The sequence below is a fragment of the Paractinoplanes pyxinae genome, from assembly GCF_026626335.1.
GTDB classification, from domain to species: domain Bacteria; phylum Actinomycetota; class Actinomycetes; order Mycobacteriales; family Micromonosporaceae; genus Actinoplanes; species Actinoplanes pyxinae.
On the sequence record NZ_JAPNTZ010000003.1, the window covers coordinates 24,911 to 42,938 of the forward strand.

The 18,028-nt window shown below is 70.5% G+C and carries 20 protein-coding genes and 1 pseudogene; 15 read left to right on the forward strand and 6 right to left on the reverse strand.

All coding sequences use genetic code 11. The features are described from left to right. The first annotated feature begins 40 nt into the window (after positions 1-40). Positions 41-793, forward strand: coding sequence for a hypothetical protein (locus tag OWR29_RS08155; protein ID WP_267561941.1), 753 nt, complete (start codon positions 41-43; stop codon positions 791-793). Between the two features lie 38 nt (positions 794-831). Here OWR29_RS08155 and OWR29_RS08160 read toward each other — a convergent pair whose 3' ends face one another. Next, a complete protein-coding gene (locus OWR29_RS08160; protein WP_438872563.1) occupies positions 832-2,328 on the reverse strand; it encodes a M28 family peptidase in 1,497 nt (498 codons plus the stop codon). A 72-nt stretch (positions 2,329-2,400) separates the two neighbouring features. Further along, a complete protein-coding gene (locus OWR29_RS08165; RefSeq protein WP_267561942.1) occupies positions 2,401-3,078 on the reverse strand; it encodes an NUDIX domain-containing protein in 678 nt (225 codons plus the stop codon). 59 nt (positions 3,079-3,137) lie between these two features. Between OWR29_RS08165 and OWR29_RS08170 the strand changes: the two genes are divergently transcribed. The 3 genes from OWR29_RS08170 to OWR29_RS08180 are packed head-to-tail and all read left to right on the forward strand — an operon-like array spanning position 3,138 to position 5,380. Further along, positions 3,138-3,887, forward strand: coding sequence for a DeoR/GlpR family DNA-binding transcription regulator (locus OWR29_RS08170; protein WP_267561943.1), 750 nt, complete (start codon positions 3,138-3,140; stop codon positions 3,885-3,887). A 49-nt stretch (positions 3,888-3,936) separates the two neighbouring features. Further along, on the forward strand, positions 3,937-4,965 hold the full coding sequence (locus OWR29_RS08175) for an alpha/beta hydrolase family protein (protein ID WP_267561944.1): 1,029 nt from the start codon (positions 3,937-3,939) through the stop codon (positions 4,963-4,965). Positions 4,966-4,969: 4 nt separating this feature from the next. Further along, positions 4,970-5,380: an Imm63 family immunity protein gene (locus tag OWR29_RS08180; protein ID WP_267561945.1), complete on the forward strand. Its 411-nt coding sequence runs from the start codon at positions 4,970-4,972 to the stop codon at positions 5,378-5,380. Here the strand turns inward: OWR29_RS08180 and OWR29_RS08185 are convergent, their stop codons facing one another. Next, positions 5,381-5,692, reverse strand: a complete 312-nt coding sequence (locus OWR29_RS08185; RefSeq protein ID WP_267561946.1) for a hypothetical protein — start codon at positions 5,690-5,692, stop codon at positions 5,381-5,383. It lies immediately after the preceding gene. On the opposite strand from OWR29_RS08185, the gene OWR29_RS08190 reads away from it, so the two are divergent. Continuing rightward, positions 5,691-6,347, forward strand: coding sequence for a pentapeptide repeat-containing protein (locus OWR29_RS08190; protein WP_267561947.1), 657 nt, complete (start codon positions 5,691-5,693; stop codon positions 6,345-6,347). The genes OWR29_RS08185 and OWR29_RS08190 overlap by 2 nt on opposite strands. 1 nt (position 6,348) lies before the next feature. Here the strand turns inward: OWR29_RS08190 and OWR29_RS08195 are convergent, their stop codons facing one another. Continuing rightward, the gene (locus OWR29_RS08195) at positions 6,349-6,762 is read right to left on the reverse strand and encodes a PPOX class F420-dependent oxidoreductase (RefSeq protein WP_267561948.1); all 414 of its coding nucleotides are present in this window, start codon (positions 6,760-6,762) and stop codon (positions 6,349-6,351) included. Between the two features lie 60 nt (positions 6,763-6,822). Between OWR29_RS08195 and OWR29_RS08200 the strand changes: the two genes are divergently transcribed. Next, positions 6,823-7,005, forward strand: a complete 183-nt coding sequence (locus OWR29_RS08200; RefSeq protein WP_267561949.1) for a hypothetical protein — start codon at positions 6,823-6,825, stop codon at positions 7,003-7,005. Here the strand turns inward: OWR29_RS08200 and OWR29_RS08205 are convergent. Beyond that, positions 7,002-7,958, reverse strand: a complete 957-nt coding sequence (locus OWR29_RS08205; protein ID WP_267561951.1) for a helix-turn-helix transcriptional regulator — start codon at positions 7,956-7,958, stop codon at positions 7,002-7,004. The genes OWR29_RS08200 and OWR29_RS08205 overlap by 4 nt on opposite strands. Positions 7,959-8,011: 53 nt before the next feature. On the opposite strand from OWR29_RS08205, the gene OWR29_RS08210 reads away from it, so the two are divergent. From OWR29_RS08210 to OWR29_RS08235, 6 genes are all read left to right on the forward strand, one after another. Further along, a complete protein-coding gene (locus tag OWR29_RS08210; protein WP_267561952.1) occupies positions 8,012-8,680 on the forward strand; it encodes an alpha/beta fold hydrolase in 669 nt (222 codons plus the stop codon). A gap of 107 nt (positions 8,681-8,787) precedes the next feature. Further along, positions 8,788-9,903, forward strand: a complete 1,116-nt coding sequence (ald, locus tag OWR29_RS08215; protein WP_267561953.1) for an alanine dehydrogenase — start codon at positions 8,788-8,790, stop codon at positions 9,901-9,903. Then, on the forward strand, positions 9,900-10,811 hold the full coding sequence (locus OWR29_RS08220; protein ID WP_267562583.1) for a site-specific tyrosine recombinase XerD: 912 nt from the start codon (positions 9,900-9,902) through the stop codon (positions 10,809-10,811). The genes ald and OWR29_RS08220 overlap by 4 nt, the downstream gene beginning before the upstream one ends. Before the next feature lie 156 nt (positions 10,812-10,967). Then, the gene (locus OWR29_RS08225) at positions 10,968-11,897 is read left to right on the forward strand and encodes a ParA family protein (protein ID WP_267561954.1); all 930 of its coding nucleotides are present in this window, start codon (positions 10,968-10,970) and stop codon (positions 11,895-11,897) included. 4 nt (positions 11,898-11,901) lie between these two features. Further along, a complete protein-coding gene (locus OWR29_RS08230) occupies positions 11,902-12,570 on the forward strand; it encodes a zinc metalloprotease (protein ID WP_267561955.1) in 669 nt (222 codons plus the stop codon). A 107-nt stretch (positions 12,571-12,677) separates the two neighbouring features. Continuing rightward, positions 12,678-12,962 carry a hypothetical protein gene (locus OWR29_RS08235; RefSeq protein WP_267561956.1) on the forward strand — a complete coding sequence of 95 codons (285 nt, stop codon included), beginning with the start codon at positions 12,678-12,680 and terminating at the stop codon, positions 12,960-12,962. Between the two features lie 88 nt (positions 12,963-13,050). On the opposite strand, the gene OWR29_RS08240 is transcribed toward OWR29_RS08235, so the two are convergent. After that, a complete protein-coding gene (locus tag OWR29_RS08240) occupies positions 13,051-13,467 on the reverse strand; it encodes a nitroreductase/quinone reductase family protein (protein WP_267561957.1) in 417 nt (138 codons plus the stop codon). 292 nt (positions 13,468-13,759) lie between these two features. Between OWR29_RS08240 and OWR29_RS08245 the strand changes: the two are divergent. The 3 genes and pseudogenes from OWR29_RS08245 to OWR29_RS08255 form a co-directional block, all read left to right on the forward strand. Further along, positions 13,760-14,626, forward strand: a pseudogene (locus OWR29_RS08245) (segregation and condensation protein A); the annotation flags it as partial. Between the two features lie 1,643 nt (positions 14,627-16,269). Then, complete coding sequence (scpB, locus tag OWR29_RS08250; protein ID WP_438872570.1) at positions 16,270-17,268, forward strand: SMC-Scp complex subunit ScpB; 999 nt, start codon at positions 16,270-16,272, stop codon at positions 17,266-17,268. Then, positions 17,255-17,992, forward strand: a complete 738-nt coding sequence (locus OWR29_RS08255) for a pseudouridine synthase (RefSeq protein WP_267561958.1) — start codon at positions 17,255-17,257, stop codon at positions 17,990-17,992. Before scpB ends, OWR29_RS08255 begins: the two co-directional genes overlap by 14 nt. Positions 17,993-18,028 lie beyond the last annotated feature (36 nt).

Consider the following 18,028-nt stretch of genomic DNA (forward strand, 5'->3'; position numbering starts at 1 on the left):
CAGGATGCCACTGTGGATCCGGTGACCTACCTTGACGGCTGTGATGGTCGTCGCGACTGTGGCGTTCTGCATCGGAGCCCTCCTCATCGGCGGCGCCGGCATCTTCCTGCTGCTCAACTTGGGTGAGCATCGCGCGCTGCGCACGTTGCGGCGCATCGTCCCGTCGCCGATCGCGGCCAAGCCCGGCGGCCGGGTCGCGCTCGAAGGGCGGACGGAGTACGGGCCGGCGGGCCGCCAGGTCGGGCCGGTCACCGGTGAGGGCTGCGCCTGGTTCCACGTACGCCTGATTCGCGAGCCCCGACGCGGTTACACACGCGGCGACGAGGGCCCGGACCATGACCTGCTGCTCGATTTCTCGTCACCGGCCGGGTTCGCTCTGGCCGACCACAGTGGCCGCGTATCGGTCGACCCGGCCCTGCTCAGCCACCCCGACCTGCAGGGCCCGCGCGTTCCGGTCACGACGACCCTGGTGCACCGGCACACGAAGCCGGTGACCCTGCCGCCGGTGGTGGCGCCGGAATTCGTCAACGATCTGCGCCGGGGCGAGTACCTGACCCTGACCGAGACCCGGGTGCCGCGCGGGGTGGACGTTTTCGCGCTGGGCCGCCTCGACAAGGGCGAGCTCAAGCGGAGCCGGCCCGGGCTCACGGTTTTCACCTCGGACACCCGGGACAAGGCGATCGCCGCCCGCCGGGAGGGCATCGCGGTCAGCAACCGGATCATCGTCGGCTTCAGCCTGGTCGGTCTGGCGTTGGCCGGTGGCGGCGCCGGCTATCTGACCACGCTGGCCTGAACGCGGGTGACGGCCGGCGCCGTCACCCGCGTACGCCATCAAGCCTTGGTGATTTTGACGTTGTCGACGGCGGCCTCGACCAGCGAGGCGGTGGACGCGTCGGCGGCCTCCACGCTGAGCCGGACGGTCTGGCCCGCGAACGACGACAGGTTGGCCGAGCCGGTGGCCCAGACCGGCGCGCGGTCGGTGGCCGACGCGGACTGGGTGAACACCGTAGTCGTGGTGCTGCCCGAGACGACCCGGATGCGGACGTAGTCGGCGCTGGTCGCGTTGTTCAGGTGCGACAGGTACCAGCTGAAGCTCAGCGTCAGCGTGCCGGTGGGCAGGGTGATCGACGGCGACAGGATGGTCGTGGTGCCGCCGTCCACGTCGTTCGCGCCCGCGCTGGCACCCGCCGTCGCGCCGGTCACCAAGTCGTAGGTGCCGCCGGCCGCGTTGCCCAGCTGGGACGTGGTGGCGGCCGGGTCGGCGCGCTCGAAGCGGCCCGAGGTGGCCGTGTCGCCCGTGCCCGCCGTCCAGCCCTTGGCCGTCTCGAACGTGTCCTCCCAGACGGTCGTGCCGGTCGGCGGGGGAGTGGTGCCGCCGCCGTCGGCGAGGTTCCACACCGCGTACGCGATGGCGTCGGAGTTCCGGTCGAGCGCGGTGTCGTTGATGTTCGCGATCGTGTCGCACGACGAGTGGTAGCAGGGGTCGAACGCCGCCGCCGTGCCGCCCCACAGCTGCACCTGGGCGGCCGTCTTGCGGCCCTCAGCGCCGGTGAAGATGCCGCCGGCCGGGATGCCGTTCGAGATGAACGGACCGTAGTCGCTGCGCCCGTCGAAGTCGGTGCCGCGGGTGGGCACGCCGATCGACGTGAAGTAGGCGGCCAGCGTCGACTCGATCTGCGCCGAGCCGGCCGGCCCCGGGCCCGCGCCCGTGCCGTCGGAGTTGTCCCCGTCGTACAGGAAATAGCCGGGGTTCGGCGAGCCGACCATGTCGAAGTTCAAATACCCGGTGATCTCCCGCTTCTGCGCGGTCGTCAGCGAATTGACGTACGCGGTGGAGCCTCGCAAACCGAGTTCTTCGGCGCCCCACCAGGCGAAGCGCAGGTGCCGGTCGGGCTGGAAGTTCGTGCGGGCCACGGCCAGGGCGACCTCGAGGTTGGCCGCCGAGCCGGAACCGTTGTCGTTGATGCCGGGGCCGGCCGTGACGCTGTCCAGGTGCCCGCCGATCATCAGGGTGTCGGCGGTGTCGCCGCCGGGCCAGTCGGCGATCAGGTTGTAGCCGGTGGCGCCGTTGTAGGTGAACGACTGCTGGCGCGTGGTGTAGCCGGCCGCGTCGAGCAGGTTCTTGACGTACGTGACCGAGGCCAGATAGCCGGGACGGCCGTGGGCACGGTTGCCGCCGTTGGCCGTGGCGATGTTCTGCAGCTGGGTCAGGTGCGCCTTGACGTTGGTGACCGAGATGTCCGGCGCGGCTACGGCGTCGGCCTGGGCCGGAGCGGTGGCCAGGCCGAGTATCAGCGCCGCGGCGCCGAGGACGAGGGGTGCTCGCACGAAGGTCCTCCGTGAGGCTCGGGGGTGTGCCCGCGAGCATGTCAGCGGAGCCGACTCATGCACTCATCCCAATCAATACATATCAGCGTTCTGCCGAAACGGGCCCTGCAGCGCGGCCCACTGCAGCAGCATGATCGTCTTGGCGTCGGCGATCCGGCCGTCGGTCGTGCCGCGCAGCGCGTCGTCGAAGTCGAGCTCGACCGACTCGATGTCCTCGCCCTCCTCGGCCACGCCGCCGCCGGGGCCGGTGCGGTCGGCCGCCGTGTAGGGCGCGGCGTAGAAGTGCAGACGCTCGGTGACCGATCCGGGGCTCATCCAGACGCCGAACACGTGCTGCAATTCGCCCACGGTCACGCCGAGTTCTTCCGAGGCCTCCCGCCGGATCGCGCTGGCCGGATCGTCGTCGTCGAGCAGCCCGGCCGCGGCCTCGACGAGCATGCCGTCCGGGTGCCCGTTCACATAGACGGGGTAGCGGAACTGCCGGGTCAGCAGGACGGTGCGCCGTTCCCGGTCGTACAGCAGGATCGTCGCGCCGTCGCCCCGGTCGTACGTCTCGCGCTGCTCGGTGGTCCAGCGGCCGTCGCGGTGGCGGTAGTCGAACGTGGTGCGGCGCAGCACGTGCCACGCGGTGGCCAGCAGTTCCACGTCGCGGACGACCACGTCGGGGTTGCCGGTGAGGTCGCGTCCGATGCGGTCGAGTCCGGTGCGGCCGCGGCTGTCGGGCAGGTCGATGCCCTTAATTCCGTTCATGGTCCGGTACGCTAGCCGGGAAACGCGCAATAGTCGACAAGAATGAGGAGAAACACGCAATGCTTCCGGCCGAGCGTCGTGACCTCCTGCTGGCCCGCCTGAGCTCGGACGGCAAGGTCGTGGCCAAAGACATCGCGGCCGAGCTGGGCCTGCCCGAGGACACGATCCGGCGCGATCTGCGCGAGCTGGCCGCGGCCGGTCTCTGTCAGCGGGTGTACGGCGGCGCCTTGCCGGCCGCCCCGGCCGAGGCGAACTATCAGGCCCGTACGGTCGTCGCCCCGGACAGCAAGAGGAGGGTCGCAGCCGCCGCGGCCGCCCTGATCCGCCCCGGCGCGACAGTGCTGCTCGACGGCGGCACGACGGCGCTGGCGGTCGTGGCCGCGTTGCCCGCCGACCTGCCGGCCACCGTCGTCACGCACAGCGTCACCGTGGCCGCCGCCCTGGTCGAGCACCCCACCGTCGAGGTGCTGGTGCTGGGCGGCCGGCTGTACAAGCACTCGGCGGTGACGTGCGGCGCGGCCACCGCCGAGGCCGCCCGGGGCGTCACGGCCGACCTGTTCCTGCTCGGCGTGACCGGGGTGCATCACCGGGCCGGGCTCACCACCGGCGACGCCGACGAGGCCGCCATGAAGCGCACCCTGGCGTCCCGCGCCGCCGACACGTACGTACTGGCCAGCTCCGAGAAAATCGGCGCCGCCTCGCCGTACGTCGTACTGCCCTTCCACGAAGTCAGCGGGGTGATCACCGACGTGCCCGCGGACGACCCCGCACTCGAGGGCCTGGAAGTGCCGATCATCGGGGTGCCTTAGGGGCAATTCCTGGATGTGCCTGGGGCGCGCCCGCGGCCAAGGTGGAGTCATGAGCCTGCTCGCCGTGGCCGTCGCCGCGACCATGCTGCACCTGCCGGCGCCGACCGGCCCGTACGAGGTCGGCGTGGTCGACCGTCATCTCGTCGACGTGTCCCGGGCCGACCCGTGGGTGCCTCAGCAGCGTCGCGAGCTCATGGTGTCGATCTGGTACCCGGCCGTCCGCGGCGAGGGCACTCCGAAGCAGTACGTGACCCCAGCCGAATCCGCGCTGATCCTCGACCGGCTGAACGTGACCGACGTGCCGGCGGAGGTCCTGAGCACCACGGTCACCCACGCGCGTCCGGCCGCCCGCCCGCTGCCGCAGCAGAGCAAGCGCCCGCTGGTCGTGCTGTCGCCCGGGTTCGGCCTGCCCCGCTCGTCGCTCACCGGCCTGGCCGAAGACCTGGCCAGCCGCGGCTACGTGGTGGCCGGCATCGACCACACCTACGAGGCGGCGGCCGTCACGTTCCCCGACGGGCGGGTCGCCCAGTGTGTCGCCTGCGATCTGCCGGGCATCGCCGAAAAGGTCACTGCTTCCCGCGTACGCGATGTGAGTTTCGTTCTCGACTCGTTGCACGGTGGCTACGACCCCCGGCGGGTGGCGATCGTGGGCCACTCGATCGGAGGCTCCGCCGCGTCGGCCGCCATGGTCGCCGACCGCCGCATCGATGCCGGCGTCAACCTCGACGGCACGGTCCAGCTCCGGCTACCGGCTCGTGGCCTCGACCGCCCGTTCGTGCTGATCGGCGCCGAGAAGCACGGCACGCCCGGCGACGATCCCTCGTGGACGAAGGCGTGGGCCCACCTGACCGGCTGGAAACGCTGGCTGTCGGTCCAGGGCACCGACCACCTCTCGTTCACCGACTACGCGCCGCTGGCCGACCAGGCCGGCCGGCCCCTGCAACCGCTGGCCGGCGACCGCTGCCTCGAGATCACGCGCACGTACGTGGCCGCCACCGTCGACAAGCACCTGCGCGGGCGCCCCGGCCCCCTGCCGCGTGATCCTCAGGTGATCTTCCACAACCCCGCCTACCGTTGACGCCATGAAGCAGTTCCGGCGAGACTCCGGCCCCGGCAACTCGGAGTGGGGCCTCGAGGTGCTGCGGGCCGAGGTGGCCCGCCTCGGCGCCCTGATCGACGCCCCCGCGGCCGACCTGGTCGCCTTCGAGCCCCGCGACACCGGCCCCTATGTGACGGTCGACGCCGACGGCGCCTACCACTGGCTGGTGGCCGACGGCGGCCAGATCGTGCAGGACCGCGTCACCACGTCCCGCGACGAGCTCCTGTACTGGTCGTTCGACGCCACGACGTACGCGATGGCCGGCGTCTGGGCGACCCTGCACCCCGTCGAGGGTCAGGAGTTCGGCCGGACCCTCCGGCACCGCCAGTTCGACCTGCTGCGGGCGCTCGACCCCTCCTGGGAGGAACAGCGCCGCCGCGATTGGGCCGACTGACTACCGAAGTCCCCGCTGCCGTGCGATCTGCTCCACGGCGTCCTTGGCCTCGGCCAGCCCCGCGCCGGTGCGCTCGCGATACACCTTGATGGCCTGGATGAACTCGCCCTTGACCAGGTGGGCCACGACGTCCGGGTCTTCCGCGGCCCGCGGCTCCTCGATGCCGAGGTGCTTCATCACCGCGTCCAGCTTCCGCTCGACGGCAGCCAGCCGGGCCGCTTCCCGGCTGCCGCGCTGATCCCGCCGGGAGGCCACGATCAGGCCGAAACCGACAAGGGCGATGATGAGGGCGACGACCGTTCCGAAGTCCATGGAGGCGATTATCGTCGCGCGTGAGCTTTCCGACCTGCCCTACGCCCGGTACCTGCAGCCGTTCGCCGAGGAGCTGACCTACGACGGCGAGTACAGCGAGGTCCACCTCGACTCGGTGGAGCTCGACGGGGTGACGGCCAACGGCTCCCGGTTCTCCGAGAGCGCGATGACCTCGGTGACCTTCACCGGCGCCGCCTTCGACCGGGCCCGCCTGGACGACGTGTGGATCTCGCGCTGCCGCTGGATCGGCGGCACCTGGGCCGACGCCCAGCTGCTGGGCGTGACCCTGGCCGACAGCGTGCTGGCCGGCGTGCAGGCCTACGGCTCGCACTGGCGTCGCGTCGTCGTCCGCGACTGCAAGATCGACAGCCTGAACCTGCGCGGCGCCAACCTGCGCGACGTCGAGTTCCGCGACTGCGACCTCACCGAGGCCGACTTCGGCGACGCCACCCTGACCGACGTCACGTTCCCCGGCTCGGCGCTGCGCCGGGCCCGCTTCACCAAGACCGTCGTCAAGAAGCTCGACCTGCGCGGCGCCCGCGAACTCGACCTGGCCCAGGGCTGGGACTCCCTGCGCGGCGCCGTCATCAGCGTCGACCAGCTGGCCGAAGCCGCCCCGGCTATGGCCCAGACCCTGGGCATCGTCGTCCGCTGAGTCAGGCGCTCCGGCTGTTGAGCGTCAGCTCGTGGGCGTCGGTGTCCGGCTCGTCCAGGCCGAAGCTCAGGATGCGCCGCGGGTGGACGCGGATGATCGGGGCGGCCGAGCCGTACGCCGAATCGACCGGCGCGTCGAGTGCTTCGGCCGTTCCCCGGATCTCGAGGCAGCGCACGCGCCAGGGGCTGGTCGACGGGACGTCGTCGACGACGAACGCGATCTCGGCCGTCGCGGCGACGTTGCGGAACTTGCGGCTCGCGGCCATGTTGTGTCCGGCGATGTCGATCGTGCCCGTGGCCGGGTTGTGCCGGAAGCCGACCGGACTGTTCTGCAGGGTGCCGTCGGGCCGCAGCGTGGCGAGGCGGCCCAGCATCTGGCTCGCGAGGTAGGCGACCTCGGACTCGGTGAAGGACATCCCTCCACCCTGCAAGTTCAACTTACGTTGAGGTCAAGCGGATCGGGGTATTCGCGGATCATGAGCGATGAGCGCACCGAGCAGTACGAGGAATACGTGACCGAGGACGGGCCGGGTTCGGCCGACGGGAAGGCCGCGCCGGCCGAGCAGGAAGCGCACGGCGGCAGCATGGCGCCGGGCCTGGTCGACGACGCCGGCAACCAGATCGCCGAGCCGCCGCCCAACCCGCACGAACAGCCTTAGCCAGGCACTGCTTTGCCGAAGCGGGCGGCCACCGTCGCCACAGCCTCGCGTAGTTCGGGGCCTTCCTCGACGGTGAAGTCGATCGGGATGGTGGCCAGCCACTCCTGGGCGTACATCCGGGGGTTGGCCGTGGTGCCGGTGAGCACGCAGCGGTCGCCGTCCGGCTCGAGGGTGCCCATGGGGGAGCGGACCCACCGTTCCACCTCGTCGAACGGGGCGTGGAAGACCACCCGCGTCGGGTATTTCCAGCCGACGCCCAAATTGCGGTCGAGGGCGGCGACCGGGTCGAGGTCGTCCGGCGGCGTGAACGACTGCGGCAGGCGCTGCACGGCGTGGATGCGATCTATCCGGTACGTACGGATGGCGTCCGCCCGATGCGAGTGGCACAACAGGTACCAGCGGCCGAACCGCACCACGACCGCCCACGGGTCGACCTCGGCGTCCCACTCGTCGCCGCCCTCGTTGCGATACGTGACCAGCACCCGGTGACGGTCGGCCACGGCCGCGACCAGGGCGCTGGTCCGGGCCGGGTCGGCGCGGGCGGCCCGGCGGTCGGGGGCGGCCGACGCGTACGCCCGCAGGGCCGCCGCCTGCCGGCCGATGCCCTCGGGCAGGGCGCGGATCACCTTGCTGAGCGCCGCCCCGACCAGGTCGTCGGCGTCGATGGCGGCCGGCTGCCCGTCGAGCACCGCCATCACCAGGCCGAGCGCCTGCTCCTCGGTGAACACGACGGGTGGCAGCCGGGTGCCGCGGCCCAGCCGGTAACCCCCGTACGGGCCGCGGACCGCCTCGACCGGGATGCCGGCCTCGCGCAGGATCTCGACGTAGCGGCGGGCCGCCCGCTCGGTGACGCCCAGCTGGTCGGCGAGCTGGGTCGCGGTCGTACCCGGGCGGGCCTGTAGGATTTCCAGGGTGCGCAATGCCCGCGCGGTGGGGCTCAAACCGGTCGGCACATTTTCGAACCTACCGGAAGCGGAACGTCCGGAATGGGTCCTAGGTTGGCCTCATGACTGCAGAACAGATTGTGCTCGTGGGTGGCCTGTGGCTCGACGCCTCGGCCTGGAACGACGTGGTGTCCGATCTGGAGACCGCGGTGCCCGTGTCGCTGCCGGTGGACCGCGGGACGACGCTGGACGACCAGGTGGACGCGGTGCTCGCCGTCGTCGACGCCGCGCCGGGCAAGTCGGTCGTGGTCGGGCATTCGGCCGCCAGCTCGCTGGCCTGGATCGTGGCTGACCGCCGGCCCGGGAAGGTGGCCAAGGTGGTGCTGATCGGCGGCTTCCCGAACGCCGACGGCGAGAACTATTCGCCGTCCTTCCCGATCGTCGACGGCCTGATGCCGTTCCCCGGTTGGGAGCCCTTCGAGGGGCCGGACTCGGCCGACCTGGACGCCTCCGCCCGGCAGGCTTTCGAGGCGTCGGCGGTCGCGGTCCCCGAGCCGGTCGCCAAGGCGGTGGTCCGGCTGAGTGACGAGCGCCGGTACGACGTACCCCTGGAACTGATCTGCCCGGAGTTCAGCCCGGCCGAGGTGCGCGAGTGGATCGCCGAGGGCGCGCTGCCCGAGCTGGTCAAGGCCAAGCACGTCGAGCTGGTCGACATCGACTCCGGCCACTGGCCGATGCTGACCCGCCCGGCCGAGCTGGCGGCCCTTCTGAAGAAGACGACGAACCAGTAGAAGCGGGCAAACCGTCCAAAAGCGCGGAGTAGTCTTCGGCGGGGCGGCCGGGAACGGGCGGCCGCCGGGGACGTCACTCAGCGTTGAGAAAGGACGGTGTCGGCTCCATGAAGGTCGGCATTCCCAGCGAGGTCAAGAACAACGAGTTCCGGGTGGCCATCACGCCCGCAGGGGTCTACGAGTTCCGCCGGGCCGGGCACGAGGTGCTGGTCCAGGCCGGGGCCGGCACCGGGTCGTCCATCACCGACGGTGACTACATCGCGGCCGGCGCGACCATTCTGAACACGGCCGACGAGGTGTGGGGCGAGGCCGAGCTCGTCCTCAAGGTCAAGGAGCCGATCGCCGAGGAGTACCCGCGCATGCGGCCCGGCCAGGTGCTGTTCACCTATCTGCACCTGGCCGCCTCGAAGGAGTGCACCGACGCGCTCCTCGACCGCAAGGTCACCGGCATCGCGTACGAGACAGTGGAACTGCCCGACCGCTCACTGCCGCTGCTCGCGCCCATGAGCGAGGTCGCCGGCCGCCTCGCGCCGCAGGTCGGGGCGTACCACCTGATGCGCTCCGGCGGCGGGCGGGGCGTGCTCATGGGCGGCGTTCCCGGCGTGTACGCGGCCAAGGTCGTGGTCATCGGGGCCGGGGTGTCCGGCATGAACGCGGCCGCCATCGCGCTCGGCATGCAGGCCGAGATCCTGGTGCTCGACCGCAACATCGCCCGGCTGCGCGCGGCCGACGCCGACTACCGGGGTCATCTGCAGACCGTCGCCTCCAACGCGTACGAGATCGAAAAGGCAGTTCTCGACGCCGACCTGGTCATCGGGGCCGTGCTGATCCCCGGCGCGAAGGCGCCCAACCTGGTCTCCAACGAGCTCGTCTCGCGCATGAAGCCGGGCAGCGTGCTGGTCGACATCTCGATCGACCAGGGCGGCTGCTTCGAGGACTCGCGCCCCACGACCCACGCCGACCCGGTCTATCAGGTGCACCAGTCGATGTTCTACTGCGTCGCGAACATGCCGGGCGCGGTGCCGCACACGAGCACCTACGCACTGACCAACGTCACCCTGCCGTACGCTCTGGAACTGGCCAATCTAGGCTGGCGGGACGCCCTGCGGGCCGACCACGCGCTCGCCCTGGGCCTGAACACCCACGACGGGCGCGTCACCTACGGACCGGTCGCGGAGGCACACGGCATGGCAGCAGTCGACCTGGCAGAGGTGCTCAACTGACAGTGCAGCGCGTCATCCAGGCCTACCTCGATCACCTCACCGTCGAGCGTGGGCTGTCGCGCAACACCCTCACGTCGTACCGGCGTGACCTCGACCGCTACGCCCGGTGGCTCGCCGAGGAGGGGATCGACGATCTCGCCTCGGTGGGCTCCGGCCAGGTCACCGCCCACCTGGCCACGCTGCGGGCCGAGGGGCTGGCCTCGTCGTCGGCCGCCCGGGCGATCAGCGCCGTCCGCGGCCTGCACCGCTTCGCCGCCCGCGAGGGCGTGGTCGGGGTCGACGTCGCGGCCGAGGTCCGCCCGCCCGCGCCACCCCGGCGCCTGCCCAAGGCCCTCGATGTCGACCAGGTCACCCGGCTGCTCGACGTGCCCGCCGACACCCCGCTCGGCCTGCGCGACAAGGCGTTGCTCGAATTCCTGTACGGCACCGGCGCGCGCATCTCCGAGGCGGTCGGGGCGGCCATCGACGACCTCGAGCTCGGCGACGAGCCGGCCGCCGTCCTGCACGGCAAGGGCGGACGCACGCGGCTGGTCCCGGTCGGTGGGTACGCGAAAGCGGCGTTGGGGGCTTATCTCGTACGAGGGAGACCTGCGCTGGCCGCCAACGGCAAGGGAACACCAGCGGTCTTCCTGAACGCCCGGGGTGGACAGTTGTCGAGGCAGAGCGCCTGGACGATCCTGCACCGGGCCGCCTCCACGGCCGGCCTGCCCGTCGACGGGCCGCACGCGGTGAGCCCGCACACGCTGCGGCACTCCTACGCCACGCATCTGCTCGACGGCGGCGCGGACGTCCGCGTCGTACAGGAACTGCTGGGTCACGCCTCGGTGACCACGACGCAGGTCTACACCCTGGTCACGGTGGACCGGCTGCGCGAGGTGTACGCGACCGCGCACCCGCGCGCTCGTTAGAGCATTGCGCACCCATAGACAGCGACACGCCGACAGGCTGGCCCGGATCGACGGCGCCCGTGGCGTACAGTCGGGCATCGACCGTACTTACCCGCGGCGGAAAACCGAAAGAAACCATGGGTGAGGCAACTACGAGTCGGGGAGGGGGCGGAGGGCATGGCAGGAAACGATCGGGCAGAGGCCTGGACCTCGGCGCTCCGCGAGCAACAGGGCTCCATGGATCTCGGCGCCGACCTCGGTCCGGCCGACCCCACGGCGTACACGATGCGCCGTCCGATCCCCGAGCCGATGCCGACCGACCGGCACGGCCCCGCGCGGATCATCGCCCTCGCCAACCAGAAGGGCGGCGTCGGCAAGACCACCACGACGATCAACCTGGGCGCGGCCCTGGCCGAGTACGGCCGCAAGGTGCTGCTGGTCGACTTCGACCCCCAGGGCGCGTGTTCCGTCGGTCTCGGCGTCAACCCGCACAACCTCGACCTCAGCATCTACAACCTGCTCATGCAGGACGACGTGACCGCTGAGGACGTCATCATCAAGACCGACGTGGCCGGGCTGCACCTGCTGCCGGCCAACATCGACCTCTCGGCGGCCGAGATCCAGCTGGTCAACGAGGTCGCGCGCGAGATGGCGCTGGCCCGGGTGCTGCGCTCGGTCCGCAAGGAGTACGACTTCATCCTGATCGACTGCCAGCCCTCGCTGGGCCTGCTGGCGATCAACGCGCTGACCATCGCGCACGGCGTGCTCATCCCGCTCGAGTGCGAGTTCTTCTCGCTGCGCGGCGTGGCCCTGCTGCTCGACACGATCGACAAGGTGCGCGAGCGCCTGAACTTCGACCTCGAGCTCGAGGGCATCCTGGCCACGATGTACGACTCCCGCACCACCCACTGCCGCCAGGTGCTGCAGCGCGTGGTCGAGGCGTTCGGCGACAAGGTGTACCAGACCGTCATCACCAAGACGGTGAAGTTCCCCGAGTCCACCGTGGCCGGCGCGCCGATCCTAACGCTCGACCCGGCCTCGTCCGGCGCCCGCAACTACCGGCAGCTCGCCCGCGAGGTCATCGCCGCCAAGGCTGAGCGCGGCTGACTCTGTGCTATACGCCCTCGGCGAGCCGGTGGCTTTTGTCGCCCTGGTTCTCTCGTTCCTGCTCGCGCTCGTGCTGCGCGCCGTCGCCATCCGGCTGACCGCGCGCAGCCTCGGCCTGGCCGAACGCCGCGACACCATCGCGCCCCGGCTGCGCGAGGACGTCGACCCGTTCGGCGCGGTCGCGGCGGCGCTGGGCGGCATGGGCTGGGGCAAGATCCTCACGGTGGACGACGTGCCCCGCTACCGCGGGAAGGCCCGGGCCATCCTGGTCTTCCTGGCCGGTCCGGTGCTGTGCATCCTGGTCTCCCAGCTGCTGTTGCTGGGCTACGCATTGGCGTACCCGGAAAATGTCTTGTCGTTAATCGGACCGGCCGACGTGCTGCTCGGCATCGGGCTGCCGTTCGTCCACCAGGTCGTGTTGTCGCTGGCCGTGGGCCTGTTGTGCTTCGGAATCCTGGCGCTCGTCCCGATCCCGCCGCTGGACGGTTTCGGCGTCCTCTACAACGCCCTCACCCGGCCCGGTAGGGGTATGCAGTGGATGCGGCTGTGGTTCGAGGACAAGAACATCGGCGTGTTGGTGCTGCTCATCCTGTGCCTGTTCCCGTTCGGGGCGCCGTTCCTGCTGCAGATCCTGAACGCGCTCGGCCTGGTCTTCATCCGCGTCTGGGGATAATCCCTGATTCGTGCCTCCGGGGGAAACCTGGAGGCGATCTGTGGCGCGCGGGGAGCACTCTGAAGACCAGTCCACTTCCATCGGCTCATCCACCGGAGTTGATCGAGATGCGTAGCCAGATGCTCGCCGCCCGCGCCGCCGCCCTGTTCGCCAGCGACCTGCCCAGCGGGTCGCGCCCGGACGCCACCTCCGTCGAGAACGCGATCGCCGTGTCGGTGCGTCGCTCGGGCGGGACGCGGGGGTGCGTGGCCGCCTTGGCCGCCGCCTACGGCGACTACCCCGAGACCGCAGTTGTGCGCATGCGCTGGGCGCGGAGCGTGATCCAAAGTGTGTACGAACCTACGCCTGCCTCTATGCCTGTTCCTACGCCGGCGCTGGCGCTGGCCGCCTGAGCGCCGGCTTTTCGCTTCTTTGCCGGCGCTGGCGCTGGCCGCTTGAGCGCCGGCTCTCCGCTTGGTCGCCGGCGCCCTCCCGGTGGCGTCAGCGGGCGGTGATCACGGCGATCGGGAACTTGCGGTCGGTCTTGGTCTCGTAGTCGGCGGCGTCCGGCCAGTAGGCCCGCCACACGCCGTACAGGCGCTCCCAGTCCTCGTCCCGGCCGGGACGGGCGACGCGGTGATCGGCCTTCAGCGTCTGCGCGCCGAGTTCGATGGTCACCGGGCCGTCGACAGCCTCGAGGTTGGCCACCCACTGCGGGTCGTCCGGGGCGCCGCCGGCGCTGCCGCAGACCAGGTACGAATCGCCGTCGGGCGCCGCGACCAGCGGATTGATGGTCACCTTGCCGGTCTTGCGGCCGGGTGTGTGCAGCAGAAGTGTGGTCTTGCCCTCCCAGTGGCCGCCGAGCACCCCGTCGTGGGCGCGGAAGTTTTCGATGACTGAGTCATTGAACGAAGCCATGGTCCGACGATAGTTGACGGCGGTAGTTTCCGGTTTCGGCGCCGTCCCCGCGTCCGTCCGATATATCCGGTCCGGCCAGTCACCCACCGTCGCCTCCGGCGTTGATCATGAGGAGCGATGGGAGTGACCTGTGAGGCGGGAGCAGGTTGTCGGAGCCGTGGTCTACGGTCAGTTCGTGCCAGAAGAGTCGACCCATCCGCCCACGCCGCCCGCTCCGGGCGACGTTGCGGCCGTTCCCGAGGGGGCGCCGACGCCGGCTGCTCTTGAGGAGGCGGCGGCTGACGCCGTCCCCGTGGCCGTCGAAGGTGTCGTCGTGGATGCCGAGGGCAACCCGATCGACGACGGCAAGTTCCTCGTCCGGCTCGACAACTTCACCGGCCCGTTCGACCTGCTGCTGCAGCTCATCGGCAAGCACAAGCTCGACGTCACCGAGGTCGCGCTGCACCAGGTCACCGACGACTTCATCGCGTACATCCGGGCCATGGGCGACGACTGGGATCTCGGCGAGGCCAGCGAGTTCCTGCTGGTGGCGGCCACCCTGCTCGACCTGAAGGCGGCCCGGCTGCTGCCCGCGGCCGACGTCGAGGACGAGGAAGACCTGGCCCTGCTCGAAGCGCGCGACCTGCTGTTCGCCCGGCTCCTGCAGTACAAGGCGTACAAAGAGGCCGCCTCGCACATCATGGAACTCGAGATCAACGGCATGCGCCGCTGGCCCCGGGCCGTGTCGATGGAGCCGCGCTACGCCGAGGCCCTGCCCGAACTGGTGCTGGGCATCGGCCCCGAGCGCCTGTTCAAGCTGGCCCTCAAACAGTTCGCGCCCAAGCCCGGCCCGCCCGAGGTGTCGATCGCCCACATCCACCAGGTGCGGGTCAGCGTCCGCGAACACGCCACCCTGCTGCGAGACCGCCTGCGCCGCGCCGGCCAGGCCACGTTCTCACTGCTGGCGGCCGACTGCGAGAACACGCTCGAGGTGGTGGCCCGCTTCCTGGCCTTGCTCGAGCTCTACCGCGAGGGCCTGATCGACTTCGACCAGCCCGTCTCCCTCGACGAACTGACAGTCCGCTGGATAGGCGGCGACACCGCCGACGCCGACCTCGACATCGACGACTACGAAGGAACCAAGCCCGACCCCGCCGCCGACACACCACCCACAGACCCCGAAGCCGACATCGAAGCTGACGATGTCGACCTGGACGTCGCCGACGTCGATGGCGCCATGCCTCTGTCCGTCGCCGACCTGTCACGGGCCGACGTTGACGACGACGACGCCGACGATGACCTGGACATCGACGACTACGAAGGCACCAGACCCAACCCCTCCGCCGACACGCCACCCACCGACGCCGGAGCCGACATCGAAGCTGACGATGTCGACCTGGACGTCGCCGACGTCGATGGCGCCAGGCCTCTGTCCGTCGCCGACCTGTCACGGGCCGACGTTGACGACGACGCCGACGATGACCTGGACATCGACGACTACGAAGGCGCCAGACCCAACCCCTCCGCCGACACGCCACCCACCGACGCCGAAGCCGACGATGTCGACCTGGACGTCGCCGACTTCGACGGCGCCATGCCTCTGTCCGTCGCCGACATTGCAACGGTCGACACTTCACCAGCCGACGCCGACGGCGACGCTGGCGAGCGCGAGCTGGACGATGGCGCCACCCGCGATCTGGATGTCGCCGCACGTGAGTCAAGAAACACCGACTCCGACCTCGACGACTACGAGCGCATCGACTCCGGCCTCGGCGCGGGCGACATCCCGCTGGCCCAAATCCGCTCGACTGTCGGTGATCTTGGCGGCATCGCGGACGAGTCGGGAGACGCCGACTTCGACGACTACGAAGGCACAGACTCTGACCTTGGCGTCGGCAACACCCCCTTACCCATCAGCCCTTATATCGCCGATGATCTTGGTTCTGTGGCAGGCGAGTCGGAAGACGACCTCGACGACCACCAGAATGCCGATCTCGGCCCCGTCGTGGGTCGCACCCCGACGGCTGGCTTCCCCGCCGGTGACCTTGGCGTTGGTGGGCGCGAGCCGGACGACTCCGCCGACTGGGAGCCGGTCGCGGTCGGGGACGAATCGGGCGGCGCCGGCCGGGGAGGCTGGGGGGCTGCCGGGGGTGAGGGCGACAGTCCTCCACGGGGCCTGAGCGTCGGCAATGAGTCGCCCGGCTCGGAGGGGCGGGGTGGGGAATCGCCTGAGTCGGGTACTGGCGGGGTGGATGACCGACTTGACGCGGGCCGCCCGCGTGATGATCTTGGCCAGGTAGACGACGACGCGGAGGGACGATCGTGAGCGACGACGAGCGGCAGGACTCACTCGCGGCCCAGGCCGCCGCCTGGGTGCCGCCGTGGGAGCGAGCCCCGCGGACGCCGGACCGGAACTACCAGGCCGCCGCCGAGCAAGAGGCGCGGGCCGAAGCCGACGGCGCTGAGGAGTCTGCCGCCGACGCGGGCGGGGAAGACGACGAGGCCCGTGCCGCCGGCTCGATTGCCGGAAGTGGTAACGCTACCAACGGGCACGACGCTGCGGCTGATCCTCGTGGCACCGCCGGCGAGGACGACGCCGACGCGGTCGTCGATGGTCCTGAGCGCGGTGGCGAGGTGCGCGCGGTCGAGGCGGTTGCCGGGGATCGGGCGAGTGGGGGACGGGCGGACTCCGGGCCGGCGGTCGGGGCTCCGGAGGACACGGAGTCGATCGACGAGTCGGGGCTGTCGGACGACGATGACGACTTCGATCAGGCTTTCGAGGGGGCCGATCCGGCCGTTGCCACCGGTGATGACTCGGCCGGGGTGGACGCCGAGGTCGACTTGGGCGAGTCGGTGGTCGAGGTCGAGCCGGTCGATGTGAGTCCGGGGCCGGAGCTGCCGGTGCCGGATGCCATCGAGGAAGCGGCGGAGACGGCCGACGAGGACGACCCGGGGGTTCCGGTCGATGCGCCGTTGCCTGCCGAGGGTGACGACGCGGGCGACGTTTTCGACGTGGCGGCCGACGACGACGTGAGCGACGACGGCGAGATGGATCTGCCGTTCGCCGATGAGGTGCCGGTCTCGGACTCCGAGGACGATCCGGACGACGACGTCGCGATCGAGTTGGACGATGACGACGACGATGACGAGCGGGACGACAGCCGGGAGGAGCCGGCCGCGGCGGTGCCCGGGCAGACCCGTCGCACCGGGCGCTCCGACGTCACGATCGACGAGGCCGACCTGCGTACGCCGGAAATGGATCTTCCGGGTCTGACCGACGACGCTGAACTGGCGGCCGCGCTCGAGGCGATCATGCTGGTGGTCGACGAGCCGGTGGCCGAGCTGCAGCTGGCGCAGATCCTGGAGCAGCCGACCGAGCGCATCGCTCTGATGCTCGACAACCTGTCGGCGCGGTACACAGCGGCGGGGCACGGCTTCGACCTGCGGCGCGTCGCTGGTGGGTGGCGTCTCTACACACGGCCGGAATATGCCGCGTACGTGGAAAGGTTTGTTCTCGACGGGCAGTCTGTGCGGCTGACCCAGGCGGCGCTCGAGACACTGGCCGTGGTCGCCTACAAGCAGCCGGTGACCCGGTCCAGGATCAGCGCCATCCGCGGTGTGAACTGCGACGGGGTCATGCGTACGCTTGTCACTCGCGGCCTGATCGAGGAATGCGGCATCGAAGGCGAAACCGGGGCACACCTGTATCGCACGACTGCGCTTTTCCTCGAGAAGCTCGGCCTCAACTCGGTCGACCAGCTGCCGCCGCTAGCCCCGTTCCTGCCCGACGACGTGGAAGAAGTGCTTGATGCCACAGGCTGACACCGCCGAACGCCTCCAGAAAGTCCTGGCGGCGGCCGGTGTTGGATCCCGGCGCGCCTGCGAAGACCTGATCTTCCGCCGGCGCGTCACGGTCAACGGCAAGGTCGCCAAGCTCGGCGATAAGGTCGACCCCACCACGGCCGAGATCCTGGTCGACGGGCAGCGGGTGATCACCGACACCAAGCTCGTCTACCTGGCGCTCAACAAGCCGCGCGGTGTCGTGTCGTCGCTCGACGACGAGAAGGGCCGCACCGAGCTGGCGGACTTCGTCGGCCAGTTCGACGTGCGCCTGCACCACGTGGGCCGGCTCGACGCCGACTCCGAGGGTCTGCTGCTGATCACCAACGACGGCGAGCTGACCAACAAGCTCACCCACCCCCGGTACGAGATCCAGAAGACGTACGTGGCCGAGGTCATCAACGGCCCGCTGCCTCGCAACGTCGGCCGCCAGCTGCTGGCCGGCGTCGAACTCGAGGACGGCCCGGCCAAGGCCGACGGGTTCAAGCTGCTCGGCGCGCTCGGCAAGACCGCGCAGGTCGAGATCGTGCTGCACGAGGGCCGCAAGCACATCGTGCGCCGCATGATGGAGGCCGTCGGTCACCCGGTCACCCGCCTGATCCGCACGGCCGTCGGCCCGATCCGCCTCGGCGACCTGCGCCCCGGCGGCTTCCGCCATCTGTCCAATGCCGAGGTGGCTGCCCTGTTCAAGGCAGCCGGCGACTGACATTCGGACGGTGAAGGGGCCAGGTCATCAACCCGG